The 15,662-nt window shown below is 65.0% G+C and carries 16 protein-coding genes; 11 read left to right on the plus strand and 5 right to left on the minus strand.

Going from position 1 to position 15,662, the window contains the following annotated elements; genetic code table 11:
* The first annotated feature begins 27 nt into the window (after positions 1-27).
* The 5 genes from cysM to DN387_RS02475 all read left to right on the plus strand — a co-directional run bounded on the left by cysM (position 28) and on the right by DN387_RS02475 (position 6,118).
* Complete coding sequence (gene cysM / locus DN387_RS02455; protein ID WP_162484876.1) at positions 28-930, plus strand: cysteine synthase CysM; 903 nt, start codon at positions 28-30, stop codon at positions 928-930.
* A complete protein-coding gene (gene rlmD, locus DN387_RS02460; RefSeq protein ID WP_054914701.1) occupies positions 930-2,288 on the plus strand; it encodes a 23S rRNA (uracil(1939)-C(5))-methyltransferase RlmD in 1,359 nt (452 codons plus the stop codon). The genes cysM and rlmD overlap by 1 nt, the downstream gene beginning before the upstream one ends.
* Before the next feature lie 98 nt (positions 2,289-2,386).
* On the plus strand, positions 2,387-4,627 hold the full coding sequence (gene relA, locus DN387_RS02465) for a GTP diphosphokinase (RefSeq protein ID WP_054914700.1): 2,241 nt from the start codon (positions 2,387-2,389) through the stop codon (positions 4,625-4,627).
* A gap of 94 nt (positions 4,628-4,721) precedes the next feature.
* Positions 4,722-5,552 (plus strand): nucleoside triphosphate pyrophosphohydrolase, encoded by an 831-nt coding sequence (gene mazG, locus DN387_RS02470; RefSeq protein WP_054914699.1) that lies wholly within the window; start codon positions 4,722-4,724, stop codon positions 5,550-5,552.
* Positions 5,553-5,578: 26 nt separating this feature from the next.
* Positions 5,579-6,118, plus strand: a complete 540-nt coding sequence (locus DN387_RS02475; RefSeq protein WP_043862554.1) for a DUF2058 domain-containing protein — start codon at positions 5,579-5,581, stop codon at positions 6,116-6,118.
* 64 nt (positions 6,119-6,182) lie between these two features.
* Here DN387_RS02475 and DN387_RS02480 read toward each other — a convergent pair whose 3' ends face one another.
* From DN387_RS02480 to purM, 4 genes are all read right to left on the minus strand, one after another.
* A complete protein-coding gene (locus tag DN387_RS02480; protein WP_043862553.1) occupies positions 6,183-6,365 on the minus strand; it encodes a hypothetical protein in 183 nt (60 codons plus the stop codon).
* A gap of 221 nt (positions 6,366-6,586) precedes the next feature.
* Positions 6,587-7,297: a DUF3108 domain-containing protein gene (locus DN387_RS02485; protein ID WP_043862552.1), complete on the minus strand. Its 711-nt coding sequence runs from the start codon at positions 7,295-7,297 to the stop codon at positions 6,587-6,589.
* An 8-nt stretch (positions 7,298-7,305) separates the two neighbouring features.
* Positions 7,306-7,959, minus strand: coding sequence for a phosphoribosylglycinamide formyltransferase (purN, locus tag DN387_RS02490; protein WP_054914698.1), 654 nt, complete (start codon positions 7,957-7,959; stop codon positions 7,306-7,308).
* Positions 7,959-9,017: a phosphoribosylformylglycinamidine cyclo-ligase gene (gene purM, locus DN387_RS02495; protein ID WP_043862550.1), complete on the minus strand. Its 1,059-nt coding sequence runs from the start codon at positions 9,015-9,017 to the stop codon at positions 7,959-7,961. Before purM ends, purN begins: the two co-directional genes overlap by 1 nt.
* 330 nt (positions 9,018-9,347) lie before the next feature.
* On the opposite strand from purM, the gene DN387_RS02500 reads away from it, so the two are divergent.
* From DN387_RS02500 to DN387_RS02525, 6 genes are all read left to right on the plus strand, one after another.
* Positions 9,348-10,403: a DUF2066 domain-containing protein gene (locus DN387_RS02500; RefSeq protein WP_054914697.1), complete on the plus strand. Its 1,056-nt coding sequence runs from the start codon at positions 9,348-9,350 to the stop codon at positions 10,401-10,403.
* Positions 10,404-10,407: 4 nt separating this feature from the next.
* Positions 10,408-11,481, plus strand: a complete 1,074-nt coding sequence (locus DN387_RS02505) for an AI-2E family transporter (RefSeq protein ID WP_054914696.1) — start codon at positions 10,408-10,410, stop codon at positions 11,479-11,481.
* 15 nt (positions 11,482-11,496) lie between these two features.
* Positions 11,497-11,979, plus strand: a complete 483-nt coding sequence (locus tag DN387_RS02510; protein ID WP_043862547.1) for a hypothetical protein — start codon at positions 11,497-11,499, stop codon at positions 11,977-11,979.
* A gap of 131 nt (positions 11,980-12,110) precedes the next feature.
* Positions 12,111-12,815, plus strand: coding sequence for a DnaA regulatory inactivator Hda (gene hda, locus DN387_RS02515; RefSeq protein ID WP_043862546.1), 705 nt, complete (start codon positions 12,111-12,113; stop codon positions 12,813-12,815).
* 114 nt (positions 12,816-12,929) lie between these two features.
* A complete protein-coding gene (locus DN387_RS02520) occupies positions 12,930-13,562 on the plus strand; it encodes a C40 family peptidase (protein ID WP_043862545.1) in 633 nt (210 codons plus the stop codon).
* A gap of 134 nt (positions 13,563-13,696) precedes the next feature.
* Complete coding sequence (locus DN387_RS02525) at positions 13,697-14,230, plus strand: C40 family peptidase (RefSeq protein ID WP_054914695.1); 534 nt, start codon at positions 13,697-13,699, stop codon at positions 14,228-14,230.
* Between the two features lie 65 nt (positions 14,231-14,295).
* Here DN387_RS02525 and DN387_RS02530 read toward each other — a convergent pair whose 3' ends face one another.
* Entirely contained in the window at positions 14,296-15,612 is a 1,317-nt protein-coding gene (locus DN387_RS02530; RefSeq protein ID WP_054914694.1) for a sorbosone dehydrogenase family protein, read from the minus strand.
* Positions 15,613-15,662: the final 50 nt, after the last annotated feature.

Here is a 15,662-nt window from a genome sequence, read left to right on the forward strand (position 1 = left end):
CCCGCAGTCTGGATTGCGAAATACGCCATGACCTTGCAGTACCCTACCATCGCCGATTGCGTCGGCAACACGCCCCTGGTTCGCCTGCAGCGCATGGCCGGCGAGACCAGCAATACCCTCCTGCTCAAGCTCGAAGGCAACAATCCGGCAGGCTCGGTCAAGGACCGGCCGGCGTTGTCGATGATCACCCGTGCCGAACTGCGCGGGCAGATCAAGCCAGGCGCCACGCTGATCGAGGCGACCTCCGGCAACACCGGTATCGCACTGGCGATGGCAGCGGCGATCAAGGGCTACAAGATGATCCTGATCATGCCCGACAACTCCAGCGCCGAACGCAAGGCCGCCATGACCGCCTACGGCGCCGAGCTGATCCTGGTCAGCAAGGAAGAAGGCATGGAGGGCGCCCGCGACCTCGCCGAGCGCCTGCAGGCCGAAGGCCGTGGCCAGGTGCTCGACCAGTTCGGCAACGGTGACAACCCCGAAGCCCACTACGTCAGCACCGGCCCGGAAATCTGGCAGCAGACCGGCGGCAGCATCACCCATTTCGTCAGCTCCATGGGCACCACGGGCACCATCATGGGCTGCTCGCGCTACCTCAAGGAGCAGAACCCCAACGTGCAGATCGTCGGCCTGCAACCGATGGAAGGCTCGGCGATCCCCGGGATCCGCCGCTGGCCCCACGAGTACCTGCCGAAGATCTTCGACGCCAGCCGCGTCGACCGTGTGGTCGACATGGCCCAGAGCGAAGCCGAAGAAACTACCCGCCGGCTGGCCCGCGAAGAGGGCATTTTCTGTGGCGTGTCCTCCGGTGGTGCGGTGGCGGCCATGCTGCGCCTGTCGCGCGAGCTGGAAAACGCGGTAATGGTGGCGATCATCTGTGACCGTGGCGACCGTTACCTGTCGACCGGCATCTTCGACGCGGCCAACTGATGTCCAAGGCCAAACGCAATGGCGGTCTGCGCTTCCAGCCGACCGGTGGTACCCGTGCGCCCCAGGTGCCAACGGGCAAGAAACAGCGCCTGAGCATCGAGCGCCTGGCCGGTGACGGCCGCGGCATCGCCTTCTTCGAAGGGCGCACCTGGTTCGTCAGCGGCGCCCTGGCCGGTGAAGAGGTCGAGGCACGGGTGCTCAATGCCCACGGCAAGGTGGTCGAGGCACGCCTGGAGCGTGTGTTCAGCGCCAGCGAGGCGCGGCGCCCGGCGCCGTGCAAGCACTTCGATCGCTGTGGCGGCTGCAACCTGCAGCACCTGCCCCATACCGCTCAGCTCGAACTCAAGCAGCGCCTGCTGGCCGAGCAGTTGCAGCGGGTGGCCGGCGTGGTGCCCGAGCAGTGGGCCGCGCCGTTGTCCGGCCCCGAATTCGGTTACCGCCGGCGCGCCCGCGTGGCGGTGCGCTGGGACGCCAAGGCCCGGAAGCTCGACGTGGGCTTTCGCGCCGAAGCCAGCCAGGACATCGTCGCCATCGACGACTGCCCGGTGCTGGTACAACCCTTGCAGTCGATACTGCGTCACCTGCCGCTGCTGTTGCAGAGCCTGAGCAAGCCACAGGTGGTGGGGCACGTGGAGCTGTTCAGCGGCACCGCCCTGGCACTGCTGCTGCGCCATACCGGGCCACTGGTCGAGGCCGACCTGGCACGTTTGCAGGCGTTCTGCAGCGAGGCGGGTGTACAACTCTGGTTACAAGGTGAGGGGCAACCGGCCCCGGCCAATCCAGCGGACACGCTAGGGTTTACCCTGGAGCCGTGGAACCTGGAATTGGCCTACAGGCCAGGTGACTTCGTGCAGGTCAATGCCCAGGTCAACACCGCGATGATCGAGCAGGCCCTGGCATGGCTTGCGCCACAGGCCGACGAGCGTGTGCTGGACCTGTTCTGCGGCCTTGGCAACTTTGCCCTGCCGCTGGCCCGGCAGGCCCGCGAAGTGGTGGCGGTGGAAGGGGTGCAGGCCATGGTCGATCGGGCCGCGGCCAATGCCCAACGCAACAAACTGCATAACACGCAGTTTTTTCAGGCCGATTTATCCCAGCCTCTGGCGACTTCAGGCTGGGCGGCAGGAGGCTTTTGTGCGGTACTCTTGGACCCACCGCGCGACGGTGCCTTCGAGGTGGTGCGCAACATCGCCGCACTTGGCGCCCGACGTCTGGTCTACGTGTCGTGCAACCCGGCGACGCTGGCCCGCGACACCGTCGAGCTGGTCAAGCAGGGGTACCGGTTAAAATGTGCCGGGATCCTCGACATGTTTCCGCAGACTGCGCATGTCGAGGCCATGGCGTTATTCGAGGTGGGTTAGCGACGCTGGCCCGCCCGGTGTAGCCCCTTCGATCTGGCAGGGGCGACACCCGTGTTTTCAAGCGCATGAGCATGCGCTGTAGGGAAAGGTAAACAAAGATGGTACAGGTGAGAGTGCACCAGCCGGTCAACACCGACGGCAGTATCAATCTCGAAGCATGGCTGGATCATGTGGTCAGCGTCGACCTGGCGCTGGACCGGGAAGCCCTCAAGGCGGCCTGCGAGTTCGCTCAGGACATAGAGAAAAAAGGTAACCCGGCCAAGCATTCCTGGGCCGACGGTACCTCGAGCTTCCAGGCGGGCCTGGAGATCGCCGAGATTCTCGCCGACCTCAAGCTCGACCAGGACTCCCTCGTGGCGGCGGTCATCTACCGTGCGGTGCGTGAAGGCAAGGTGACCCTGGCCGAGGTGGGCCAGCGTTTCGGCCCGGTGGTGTCCAAGCTGATCGACGGCGTGCTGCGCATGGCGGCCATCAGTGCCAGCCTCAGTCCGCGCCATTCGCTGGTGCTGGGCTCGCAGGCGCAGGTCGAGAACCTGCGCAAGATGCTCGTGGCGATGGTCGACGACGTGCGCGTGGCGCTGATCAAGCTGGCCGAACGAACCTGCGCCATTCGTGCGGTGAAGGGCGCCGACGACGAGAAGCGCAACCGCGTGGCCCGCGAGGTGTTCGACATCTACGCGCCGCTGGCCCACCGCCTGGGCATCGGCCACATCAAGTGGGAGCTCGAAGACCTCTCGTTCCGCTACCTGGAACCCGACCAGTACAAACAGATCGCCAAGCTGCTGCACGAGCGCCGGCTCGACCGCGAGCGCTTCATCAGCGACGTGATGAACCAGCTGCAGAACGAGCTGCTGGCCACGGGCGTCAAGGCCGACATCAGCGGCCGGGCCAAACATATCTATTCGATCTGGCGCAAGATGCAGCGCAAGGGCCTGGAGTTCAGCCAGATCTACGACGTGCGCGCCGTGCGCGTGCTGGTGCCCGAGATGCGCGACTGCTACACCGCGCTGGGCATCGTGCATACCCTGTGGCGGCACATCCCCAAGGAGTTCGACGACTACATCGCCAACCCCAAGGAGAACGGCTACCGCTCGCTGCACACCGCGGTGATCGGCCCCGAGGGCAAGGTGCTGGAGGTGCAGATCCGCACCCATGCCATGCACGAGGAGGCCGAACTGGGCGTTTGCGCGCACTGGCGCTACAAGGGCACCGACGTCAAGCCCAGCTCCAACCACTACGAGGAGAAGATCTCGTGGCTGCGCCAGGTGCTGGAATGGCACGAGGAACTGGGGGACATCGGCGGCCTGGCCGAACAGCTGCGCGTGGATATCGAGCCGGACCGGGTGTACGTGTTCACCCCCGACGGCCACGCCATCGACCTGCCCAAGGGCGCCACGCCGCTGGACTTCGCCTACCGCGTGCACACCGAGATCGGCCACAACTGCCGGGGCGCCAAGATCAACGGGCGCATCGTGCCGCTCAACTACAGCCTGCAGACCGGCGAGCAGGTGGAGATCATCACCAGCAAGCACGGCAACCCGAGCCGCGACTGGCTGAACTCGAACCTGGGCTACGTCACCACCTCGCGGGCGCGGGCCAAGATCGTGCACTGGTTCAAGCTGCAGGCCCGCGACCAGAACGTCGCCGCCGGCAAGACCCTGCTCGAGCGCGAACTCAACCGCCTGGGCCTGCCGCAGGTGGACTTCGAGCGCCTGGCCGAAAAGGCCAACCTCAAGACTGCCGAAGACATGTTCGCCTCGCTGGGCGCCGGCGACCTGCGCCTGGCGCACCTGGTCAACGCCGCGCAGCAACTGGTGGAGCCGGACCGCATCGACCACATCGAGCTGGTGCCGCGCAAGGCCACCGGCTACAAGCCGGGCAAGCGCGGGGATATCCAGATCCAGGGCGTGGGCAACCTGCTGACGCAGATGGCCGGGTGCTGCCAGCCGCTGCCGGGCGATGCCATCGTCGGCTACATCACCGTGGGTCGTGGGGTGACCATTCACCGCCAGGACTGCGCCTCGGTGCTGCAACTGGCCGGTCGCGAGCCGGAGCGCATCATCCAGGTCAGCTGGGGCCCGGTGCCGGTGCAGACCTACCCGGTGGACATCATCGTGCGTGCGTATGACCGCCCGGGCCTGCTGCGCGACGTGTCGCAGGTGCTGCTCAACGAGCGCATCAACGTGCTGGCGGTGAACACCCGTTCGAACAAGGAGGACAACACTGCGCTGATGTCGCTGACCATCGAGATCCCGGGCCTGGACGCCCTGGGGCGCTTGCTGGGGCGCATTTCGCAGTTGCCCAACATCATCGAGACGCGTCGCAACCGTACGCCTTGAGGGCGCCATTGCGGGCAGGCCCGCTCCTGCAGGATCCTTGTGGGAGCGGGTTTGACCCGCGATGAGGCCAGACCTGCCGAACAGAGAGCACACGATGTACACCCTAGACGACCTGCTCCACCTCATGGCCCGCCTGCGCGACCCGCAGTACGGCTGCCCGTGGGACCTCAAGCAGACCTACGCCACGATCATCCCGCACACCCTCGAAGAAGCCTACGAGGTGGCCGACGCCATCGAGCGCAGCGACTTCGAGCACTTGCAGGGCGAACTGGGCGACCTGCTGTTCCAGGTGGTGTATTACGCCCAGCTGGCCCGTGAAGAGGGCCGTTTCGAATTCGCCGGGGTGATCGACAGCATCACCCGCAAGCTGATCCGTCGCCACCCGCACGTATTCCCCACCGGCGAGCTCCATGCGCCGCTGGACCTGCCACGGCTCGATGAAGAACAGGTCAAGCAGCGCTGGGAAGAGATCAAGGCCCAGGAGCGCGCCGAAAAGGGCGAGCCCGAACAACTGTCGCTGCTCGACGACGTGCCGGCGGCCTTGCCGGCCCTGTCGCGTGCGGCCAAACTGCAAAAGCGTGCGGCCCAGGTCGGATTCGACTGGGACGACCCGTTGCCGGTGCTGGACAAGGTGCGCGAGGAGCTGGACGAAGTACTCCAGGCCATGGCCGACAACGACCCGGCGGCGCTGGCCGACGAGGTGGGCGATTTGCTGTTCGCCACCGTCAACCTGGCCCGTCACCTCAAGCTGGACCCGGAAAACGCCCTGCGTGGCGCCAATCGCAAGTTCGAACGACGTTTCCGTTTTATCGAACAGGCATTGCGCGACATGGGGCGTCCGATTGAAGATTGCACCCTCGAAGACTTGGACGCGCTCTGGGGCGAAGCCAAACGTCAGGAAAAGAACCTGCCCAGCTGCGGCTGAGCTGTTGCATAAGTGAGTGAACACCGATGAGCCTTTCCCTTCGTGACCAACTGCTCAAAGCCGGCCTGGTCAACCAGAAGCAGGTCAAGCAGGTCAGCAAAGAACAGAAGAAACAGAAACGCCTGGAGCACAAAGGCCAGGTCGAAGTCGACGACACCCAGCAGCGCCTGGCCAAGGAAGCCATGGCCGAGAAGGCCAAGCGTGACCAGGAGCTCAACCGCCAGCAGCAGGAAAAGGCCGAGCAGAAGGCCCGTGCCGCCCAGGTCAAGCAGTTGATCGAGGTGTCGCGCCTGCCCAAGCTGACCACCGAGGACTACTACAACTTCGTCGACGACAAGAAGGTCAAGCGCCTGTCGGTCAACGCGTTGATGCGCAGCAAGCTGAGCAGCGGCTCGCTGGCGATCGTGCAGCATGGCGGTGGCTACGAGGTGATCCCGCGTGAGGCCGCGCTGAAGATCCAGGAGCGCGACCCGCAGCGCATCGTGCTGCTCAACACCCAGGTCGAAGCGCCGGATGCGGACGACCCGTACGCCGCCTACGTCATCCCGGATGACCTGATGTGGTAAGCCTGCTGGGCTAGACACGACAAACCCCGCCTCGGCGGGGTTTGCTGTTTCTGAAGACGGGGAATTACTGGGGTTGGCGCTTGGCTTCGAGGTACTCCAGTTCGATCCGGTAGCTGTGGGCTTCCTGTTCGTTGTGGAACATGCCGACCAGCTGGTCCTGCTGATGCACATCCCAGATACGCACGCCTGCGGCCAGGCCTTCGTGGGACAGTTTCGATTCATCGCGCTCAGTTACTTTGACAGTCATCTGCTAACTCCAAATCCAGTTAACTGCGGCACCGTGTCGCAGGCCTCTTTTATAGAATTTGTTAGCAGCCTAAGTAAATGCTTGGCGCATGAAACATCTTTCATGCCGCACGGTCGAGGCTACTCCTTCGCCAGCAAGGCTGGTGTCTGCAGGGAGGGCCACGCCACAAAAACAAAACCCCGCACAAGGCGGGGTTTCGGGTAATGCACGCTAGCGGCCTGTCAGCTGCCCTTGACCGACTTGCCGTCGACCGTGCCGTCCTGCAGCACGATCACGTACTCCTTGCCGTCGGTCTCGACCTGGCGCAGTTGCACCAGCAGGTAGTCCCAGTCCTTGGCGAACCACAGCTCGGTGACGCGCTTGCTCTGGCTCGGGTCGCGCACGCGCTCGACCTTGATCGCATCGACCTGGCCGGTCTTGGTGCTGACCTTTTCGGTACCCAGCACGCGGAAGTCGTAGGTGTCGATCTCGTCGCCATCCACCACCTGGTAGGTCATGCTCTTCTTGCCGGCTGCCACGTCATGCTGCAGGGCCAGCTGGTAGGACGACTTGTCCAGCACGCCGCGGTTGAGCGGCAGGTTGACCGCGTCGCCACGGTCGGAGCCGGTGATCTTCTTGCTCGACCAGTCGAAGTCCAGGTCGACCTTCTTGGCCTTGCCCAGGCCGCCACGTTCGAAGTGGTAGGTCTGCGGCAGCAGGGTGTCCTTGTCCAGGCGCAGGGTACTTTGTTCGGTCAGGCTGGCAATCATCATCGAGGCCTTGAAGTTGAGGCTCCAGGTCCCGTTGGCGTTCTTGGCCAGGCTGCGCTCGGCGGTGCCGCTCATGGGCAGTTGCTTCCAGTCGGCGGTGTAGCTGGCCGAAAAAGGCTTCAGATCGGCTGCCTGAAGCGGCAGTGCAAGCACGGCAAGTGCGAAGAGCAGGGCACGACGCATAAAATCTCCTAGGGTCGAATCAAGTGGCCGCTGGCCGCCAAGGGCTGGCCATCCAGTAGAGCACCGTGCTCGCCAAGGCGCAAACGGCCTTCGGCGAACCAGCGCACCGCCAGCGGATAAATCAGGTGTTCCTGGCTGTGAACCCTCTGGGCCAGTTGCGCCGGCGTGTCATCCGAGACTACCGGTATCACAGCCTGTACGACCAGTGGCCCGCCATCGAGTTCCTCGGTGACGAAGTGCACACTGCAGCCATGCTCGGCATCCCCGGCTTCCAGCGCCCGCTGGTGGGTATGCAGGCCCTTGTACTTGGGCAGCAGGGAAGGGTGGATATTGAGCAGGCGGCCGTGGTAATGGCGCACGAAACCGGCACTGAGGATACGCATGAAGCCGGCCAGCACCACCAGCTGCGGGGCAAAGCCGTCGATCAGCTCGACCAGCGCCGCGTCGAAGGCCTCGCGGCCGTCGAAGGCCTTGTGGTCGAGCACGGCGGTGTCGATGCCCGCATCGCGGGCGCGCTGCAGGCCGTAGGCATCGGCGCGGTTGGAGATCACCGCGCGGATCCGCACCGGGCTGTCGCCGGTGCGGGTACTGTCGATCAGGGCCTGCAGGTTGCTGCCGGTGCCGGACAGCAGCACCACTACATCACAAGACGTGCTCGGCATCAGTGCGCCTTGAGGTTCTTCAGCTCGACCTGGGCGGCGCCTTCGGCAGCGGTGGCGATCTGGCCGATCACCCAAGGCTGCTCGCCGGCTTCGCGCAGCACGTTCAGGGCGTTGTCGACCTGATCCTGACCCACGCAGATCACCATGCCCACGCCGCAGTTGAGTACGCGGTGCATTTCGGTCTCGTCGACGTTGCCCTGCTGCTGCAGCCAGTCGAATACCGCCGGGCGCTGCCAGCTGGCCACGTCGACCACGGCCTGGGCGCCTTTTGGCAGCACGCGCGGGATGTTGTCGAGCAGGCCGCCACCGGTGATGTGGGCCATGGCCTTGACCGCGCCGGTGTCCTTGATCAGCTTGAGCAGCGGCTTGACGTAGATGCGGGTCGGGGCCATCAGCAGTTCGGTCAGCGGCTTGCCGTCGAGCTGGACGTTCTGGATGTCGGCGCCGGCCACTTCGATGATCTTGCGGATCAGCGAGTAACCGTTGGAGTGCGGGCCCGACGATGGCAGGGCGATCAGGGCGTCACCGGCAGCCACCTTGGAGCCGTCGATGATCTCGGCCTTTTCCACCACGCCGACGCAGAAGCCGGCCAGGTCGTAGTCTTCGCCTTCGTACATGCCCGGCATTTCAGCGGTTTCGCCGCCTACCAGCGAGCAGCCTGCCAGTTCGCAGCCGGCGCCGATGCCGGTGACCACGTCAGCCGCGGTGTCGACGTTGAGCTTGCCGGTGGCGTAGTAGTCGAGGAAGAACAGCGGCTCGGCGCCGCACACCACCAGGTCGTTGACGCACATGGCGACCAGGTCCTGGCCGATGGTGTCGTGCTTGTTCAGGTTCAGTGCCAGGCGCAGCTTGGTGCCCACGCCGTCGGTGCCCGAAACCAGCACCGGCTGCTTGTAGCCGGCCGGAATTTCGCAGAGGGCGCCGAAGCCCCCCAGGCCGCCCATGACTTCCGGGCGCGCCGTGCGCTTGGCGACGCCTTTGATGCGTTCGACCAATGCTTCACCGGCGTCGATGTCTACACCGGCGTCCTTGTAGCTCAGGGAGGGTTGCTTGCTCATGATCCAGGCCTTTAGGGGGAGGGATTCGGGGGAATCGACCGGCACCTGCCAGGCATTGCGAGGGTTTTCCTGCTGCCTGAGCGTCGCCGGTCTGCGAAGGCGCGCGATTTTATCAGGGTTACCCGGTAGCGGCCATCCTCAGGCCGACGGGCAGGGCCTCATTCGACATAAAAACATTGATTCGGTATGGCCGCTGGTTGCCGCGCCATGGGCTGTATAAGGTATAGGTAATGAAATTTGACCGCAGGGCTGAATGTTTTACCCGCGGGGGTGGTCAGAGCTTCACTTTTCACTGACCGCGCTTTCTATTTACCTGGACAGGAATCCTCCATGCGTTTGCGTTCATACCTGGCCGTTGGCTGCCTTGCCCTGTTTGGCCTGAGCGTTCAGGCCGAAACCCTCACTGGCCTTTATCAGGTGCGCGAGCCGGTCAGCGGCGAGGGCACCGAAGCCCGCGCCCAGGCCACCCAGAATGCCCTGAGCACCCTGGTGGTGCGCCTCACGGGCGACCCCAAGGCGCCGCAGAGTGCGGGCCTGGCAGGGCTACGCAAGGACCCGCAGCAAGTCATCAGCCAGTTCGGTTTCGAGGCCGGCCCGCCGGAAACCGTGCTGGTGGATTTCGACCCCGGCAGCACCGACCGGGCGCTGCGCCAGGCCGGGCTGGCCCTGTGGGGCAGCAACCGGCCGGCCATCCTCGGCTGGTGGTTGAACGACAGCGTGGGCGGTTCGAGCCTGGTGGGCGATGGCCAGAGCAGCGCCGAACCGCTGCGCCGCGCCGCGCAACACCGTGGCTTGCCGCTGCGCCTGCCCATGGGCGACCTGAACGAGCAACTGGTGGCCACTGCCAAGAACCTCGAAGGCACCGACCCCGCGCCCCTGCGCGAGGCCTCCGAGCGCTACGCGGCCGATGCGTTGCTGGCGGTGCATGCCACCGAGGGCGAGGGCAAATGGCAGGGCACCTGGCGCCTGTGGCTGGGCGACCAGCGCGAGCAGGGCAAGGTCGAAGGCGCCGATCAGGCCGCCCTGGCCGATGCGGTGATGCTGGCCGTCAGCACGCGCCTGGCGCCGCGCTTTGTCGCGCGGCCGGGCACCGGTGGCGAAAACCAGATACAGGTGCAGGGCATGACCCTGGAGCGCTATGCGCAGCTTTTGCAGACCCTTGAGCCGCTGGGCGGGCGCCTGACCTATGTGGACGGCGATACCCTGACCTACACCGTCAGCGGCACCCCCGAACAGGTGCGTGCGCAACTGGGCCTGGCCAGGCTGCAGGAGGTGCCGGCAGAGGCCGCCGCCCCAGCGCCGGTCGCACCCGCAGCCCCAGGCGAGGCCCAGGTGGCTGCGCCCGCACCGTTCACCGGTTTGCGGTTTCGTTGGCAGGGAGCGTGACTGAATGATGGATACACGCCGTTGGGTATGGGTGTTGGGGGGGCTGGTAATCGGCACGCTGCTGTACTTCTTGCACGGGATCCTCTCGCCCTTCCTTATAGGTATCGGCCTGGCGTACCTGGCCGACCCGCTGGTGGACCGGCTGGAGCGCGCCGGGCTGTCACGCACCTGGGGCGTGGTGGTGGTGTTCGCCCTGTTCACCCTGGTGTTCATGGCGATGCTGCTGGTGCTGATCCCGATGCTGGCCAAGCAGTTGGTGCGCCTGTACGAGCTGGCACCACAGATGCTCGACTGGTTGCAGCACGTGGCGCTGCCGTGGGTGCAGACGCGCCTGGGGCTGGCCGATGGCTTCTGGAAGTTCGACAAGATCAAGTCGGCGATCAGCGAGCACATGGGCCAGACCACCGACATCGTCGGCATCGTGCTCAGCCAGGCTACCGCGTCCGGGCTGGCGCTGATCGGCTGGTTGGCCAACATGGTGCTGATCCCCGTGGTGGGCTTCTACCTGCTGCGCGACTGGGACCTGATGATGGCCAAGCTGCGCCGCCTGTTGCCGCGCCAGCGCGAAGAGCAGGTGGTGTCGCTGGCCCTGGAATGCCACGAGGTGCTCGGTGCGTTCGTGCGCGGGCAGTTGCTGGTGATGCTGGCGCTGGGGGTGATCTACGCCGCCGGGTTGATGCTGGTGGGCCTCGAACTGGGCCTGCTGATCGGTATCATGGCCGGGCTTGCGGCCATCGTGCCGTACATGGGTTTCATCATCGGCATCGGCGCGGCATTGATCGCCGGCATGTTCCAGTTCGGCGGCGACCTGTACCCGATGCTGGGCATCGTCGCGGTGTTCATGGTGGGCCAGGCCCTTGAAGGCATGGTGCTCACGCCGTTGCTGGTGGGCGACCGCATCGGTCTGCATCCGGTGGCGGTGATCTTCGCGATCCTGGCCGGCGGCGAGCTGTTCGGGTTCACCGGGGTGTTGCTGGCGCTGCCGGTGGCGGCGGTGATCATGGTGTTGCTGCGGCACATGCACGACCTCTATAAAGAGTCGGACATGTATGCTGGTGAAATCGACCCGGACCTTTGAAGGACACCCTGAGTGATGGAACATGAAACCGACCACGCCTGTGCATTGGCAGGCGTGATGGATGCATTGCCGCTGCTGGCCGATGACCTCGACGAGGATGAGGTGGCAGCGGCCCTGCAGCAGCAGGGCTACTCGCGGCACGCGGCCGAGAAGCTCACGATGTTCGTACCCTCGGCGTTTTCCTGGGTGGTGCTCAAGCGTCTGGGGCTCAAGGCGCTGCCCAGTCATTTCACGGCCTATGACCAGGACGACAATGCGGTGCGGATCCCGGTCGCCAATCAGCACTACTTCACCGCGGCGCTGACCCTGGCCTACAACACCTTCGAGAATGGCTGGAGCGCCGCACTACCGCGCAGCACCTTCCAGCGCGTTGCCGGGCGCAGTTCGGAGATGAACGCGGCCAACCAGGTACTGGATAAGGAAGGCTCGCTCGAAGGGGCGAGCATCAACACCGTGGAGCTGTTTCGCCTGAGTGCAGAGGAACTGCTGGAGGATTGACCCATGCCTGCCCCATATGCCGCGCAAGCCTTTGATTTTGCTAACGCATTGTGCGGTTGGCGTCACGGGTATAGACTTTGCGGACTTTTCACCAAAGGCCCCTTGCGGTTCCTCGGGACTGCCCAGCCAGCATGAAACCGATCCAGTTGCCCCTGGGTGTGCGTCTGCGTGATGACGCCACCTTCATCAACTACTATCCGGGTGCCAACGCCGCCGCATTGGGCTACGTCGAGCGACTCTGCGAAGCCGACGCCGGCTGGACCGAAAGCCTGATCTACCTGTGGGGCAAGCAGGGCGTAGGGCGTACCCACCTGCTGCAGGCCGCGTGCCTGCGCTTCGAGCAACTGGGCGAGCCTGCGGTGTACCTGCCTCTGGCGCAACTGCTCGATCGCGGCGTGGAACTGCTCGACAACCTGGAACAGTACGAACTGGTGTGCCTGGACGACCTGCATGTGATTGCCGGCAAGCCGGACTGGGAAGAGGCCATGTTCCACCTGTTCAACCGCCTGCGCGACAGCGGCCGCCGCTTGCTGCTGGCAGCGTCCAGCTCCCCACGGGAATTGCCGATCAAGCTGGCCGACCTGAAGTCGCGCCTGACCCTGGCGCTGATCTTCCAGATGCGCGCCCTGTCGGATGAAGACAAACTGCGTGCCCTGCAATTGCGCGCTTCGCGCCGGGGCCTGCACCTCACCGACGAAGTGGGGCATTTCATCCTGACCCGAGGCACGCGCAGCATGAGCGCACTGTTCGACCTGCTCGAACGCCTCGACCAGGCTTCACTGCAGGCGCAGCGCAAGCTGACCATCCCGTTTTTGAAAGAGACATTGGGCTGGTAGGGCCGGCCCAGAGCCTCGGCACATAAAAGTCACATTTTTTTCGATTGAATTTGCAAATCGATCCGATAGAAGGCATAGTCTCGGCTTCATCAAATTCAAGCCACGGTCGTGCCCATGCTAAATCGCTTCGCACCCCTCGTGCCCCTCGCACTTGTGACCTTGCTGTTCGGCTGCGCGACCACCGGTCCTGTCACCCACCAGCAGGCTCCCGCTCCAGTTGCTGCCCAGGCTGCCGCCAAGCCTTCCACCGCCGCGTCGGTGTTCGAAGAAGAGCTGGCCACCGAGCAGGACCTGGAAGCGTTCTCCTCCAGCACCAAGCCCTACGAACTGCCAGCCCTGGCCGACAACATTCTCGAACGTGGCATGTCCCTGATCGGTACCCGCTACCGTTTCGGCGGCACCTCGGAGAAGTCCGGCTTCGACTGCAGCGGCTTCATCGGCTACCTGTTCCGCGAAGAGGCCGGCATGAACCTGCCGCGCTCCACCCGCGAAATGATCAACGTGAAAGCCCCGCTGGTTGCGCGCAACAAGCTCAAGCCAGGCGACCTGCTGTTCTTCAGCACCAATGGCCGCGGCCGCGTCAGCCACGCCGGCATCTACCTGGGCGACGATCAGTTCATTCACTCCAGCAGCCGCCGCAGCGGTGGCGTGCGCATCGACAATCTCGGTGACCGCTACTGGAGCAAGACCTTCATCGAAGCCAAGCGCGCGCTGGCCATGGCACCGACTACCCTGTCGCGTAACTGAGTCTGCGCGTGATGTCCCGCACGGCGGCGTAGCTGAAAAGCTCGCCGCCGTGCGTGTTTACAGAAAACGTCTAATCTAGTTTCTCACCTATTTCCGACTTGGGGTCGGGCGGCTTCAGACAGGATGTTCTGACTATGTCGATACTCGCGCGCGTTGCTGTACTTTCCCTGGCGGCCCTGCTGGGTGCCTGCTCCAGCCATGCCCCGCAGAAACCTCAGGTGGTCGAACCGAAGGTGATGGCGCCCCAGGTGTATTTCTCGCCAGTGGCCGAGGATGTGCTGTTCCGGGCCCTGGGCCTGGTGGGCACGCCTTACCGCTGGGGCGGCAATACCCCGGACTCGGGGTTCGATTGCAGCGGGCTGATTGGCTACGTGTACCGGGACGCGGCGGGTATCGCCCTGCCGCGCTCAACCCGCGAGATGATCGGCATTCGTGCCCCGGACATCGACAAGGGTGCGTTGCAGTCGGGCGACCTGGTGTTCTTCGCCACCAATGGCGGCACCCAGGTGAGCCATGCCGGTATCTACGTGGGCGAGGGGCGTTTCGTGCATGCACCGTCAACGGGCGGTACGGTGCGCCTGGACTACCTGTCCAACAGCTACTGGCAGAAGACCTACCTCAACGCCAAGCGCGTGCTGCAGCCGGCACACCTGGCGCGCAATCCCTGACAGCGTGGCCTGCAAAGCCGGCTCCAGCAGGAGCCGACCTTGCCGGCGAACACGTCAGCGCAGTGCTACTGCGCCTTGCTCACCCGCCAGATCACATTGCCCACGTCGTCGGCCACCAGCACCCCGCCACGCTGATCGTTCACCACGCCGACCGGGCGCCCCATGGCCTTGCCGTCCTCGTCGAGAAACCCGGTCAGCAGATCAATGGGCTTGCCCGACGGTTTGCCCGCCGTGCTGAACGGCACGAAGATCACCTTGTAGCCACTGTGCGGCTTGCGGTTCCATGAGCCGTGCTGGCCGATGAACGCGCCCTGGTCGAACGGCGCCGGCAAGGCGTTCGGCACGGTAAACGCCAGCCCCAGCGAGGCGGTGTGCGGCCCCACCGCATAGTCCGGCGCTATCGCGCTGGCCACCAGCTTTGCATCCTGCGGCTGTACGCGCTCATCCACATGCTGCCCGTAATAGCTGTAGGGCCAGCCATAGAAGGCGCCGTCCTTCACCGACGTGATGTAGTCCGGCACCAGGTCGCTGCCGATCTCGTCACGTTCGTTCACCGCCGTCCACAGCTGCTGGCTATGGGGTTCCCAGGCCAGGCCGTTGGGGTTGCGCAGGCCGGTGGCGAACAGGCGCTGGCTGCCGGTGGCCGGGTCGACCTCCCAGATCGCGGCGCGGCCTTTCTCCTGCTCCATGCCGTTCTCGGCCACGTTGCTGTTGGAGCCCACGGTCACGTACAGCTTCTTGCCGTCGGGGCTGGCGATCACGTTCTTGGTCCAGTGGTGGTTGAGCGTGCCGCCCGGCAGGTCGACCACCTTGGTGCCGCTGCCCTGCAGGCGGGTGGCGCCTGGCTCGTAGGTGAAGCGCAACAGCCGATCGGTGTCGGCCACATAGAAGTCGTTGCCCACCAGGGCCATGCCGAACGGCGAGTTCAGCCCCTCGATGAAGGTGGTGCGGGTGTCGGCCACGCCGTCCTTGTCGCTGTCACGCAGCAGGGTGATGCGGTTGGGGCTGGGCACTCCGGCACCGGCGCGGCCCATCACCTTGCCCATCACCCAGCCCTTGATGCCCTTGACGTCATCGGGTTTAGGCGGCGCGTTGGTCTCGGCCACCAGCACGTCGCCGTTGGGCAGCACGTACAGCCAGCGCGGGTGGTCGAGCTTGTCGGCGAAGGCCACCACCTGGGTGCCTGCCGCAGCCTTGGGTTTGCCGCCCTCTGGCCAGCCGATGGCCGGCGCGATGTTTACCGTGGGGATCAGGGTCTTGTTCGGTTCGGGCAGGCGCGGCGACGGGCCGGTGCCATCGGTGACGTCCAGGCGGGCGTTCTCGCCGCAGGCCACCAGCCCGGTGGTGAGTGCCAGCAGTACAGCAATGCGCATGTTGCCCATGATCGGTGTCCCTCGCGAAGTTGGCCGTGTCCAGTAAGGTAGAGGCGGGC

Origin of the sequence: Pseudomonas sp. FBF18 (assembly GCF_024261405.1) — a bacterium.
GTDB classification, from domain to species: domain Bacteria; phylum Pseudomonadota; class Gammaproteobacteria; order Pseudomonadales; family Pseudomonadaceae; genus Aquipseudomonas; species Aquipseudomonas palmensis.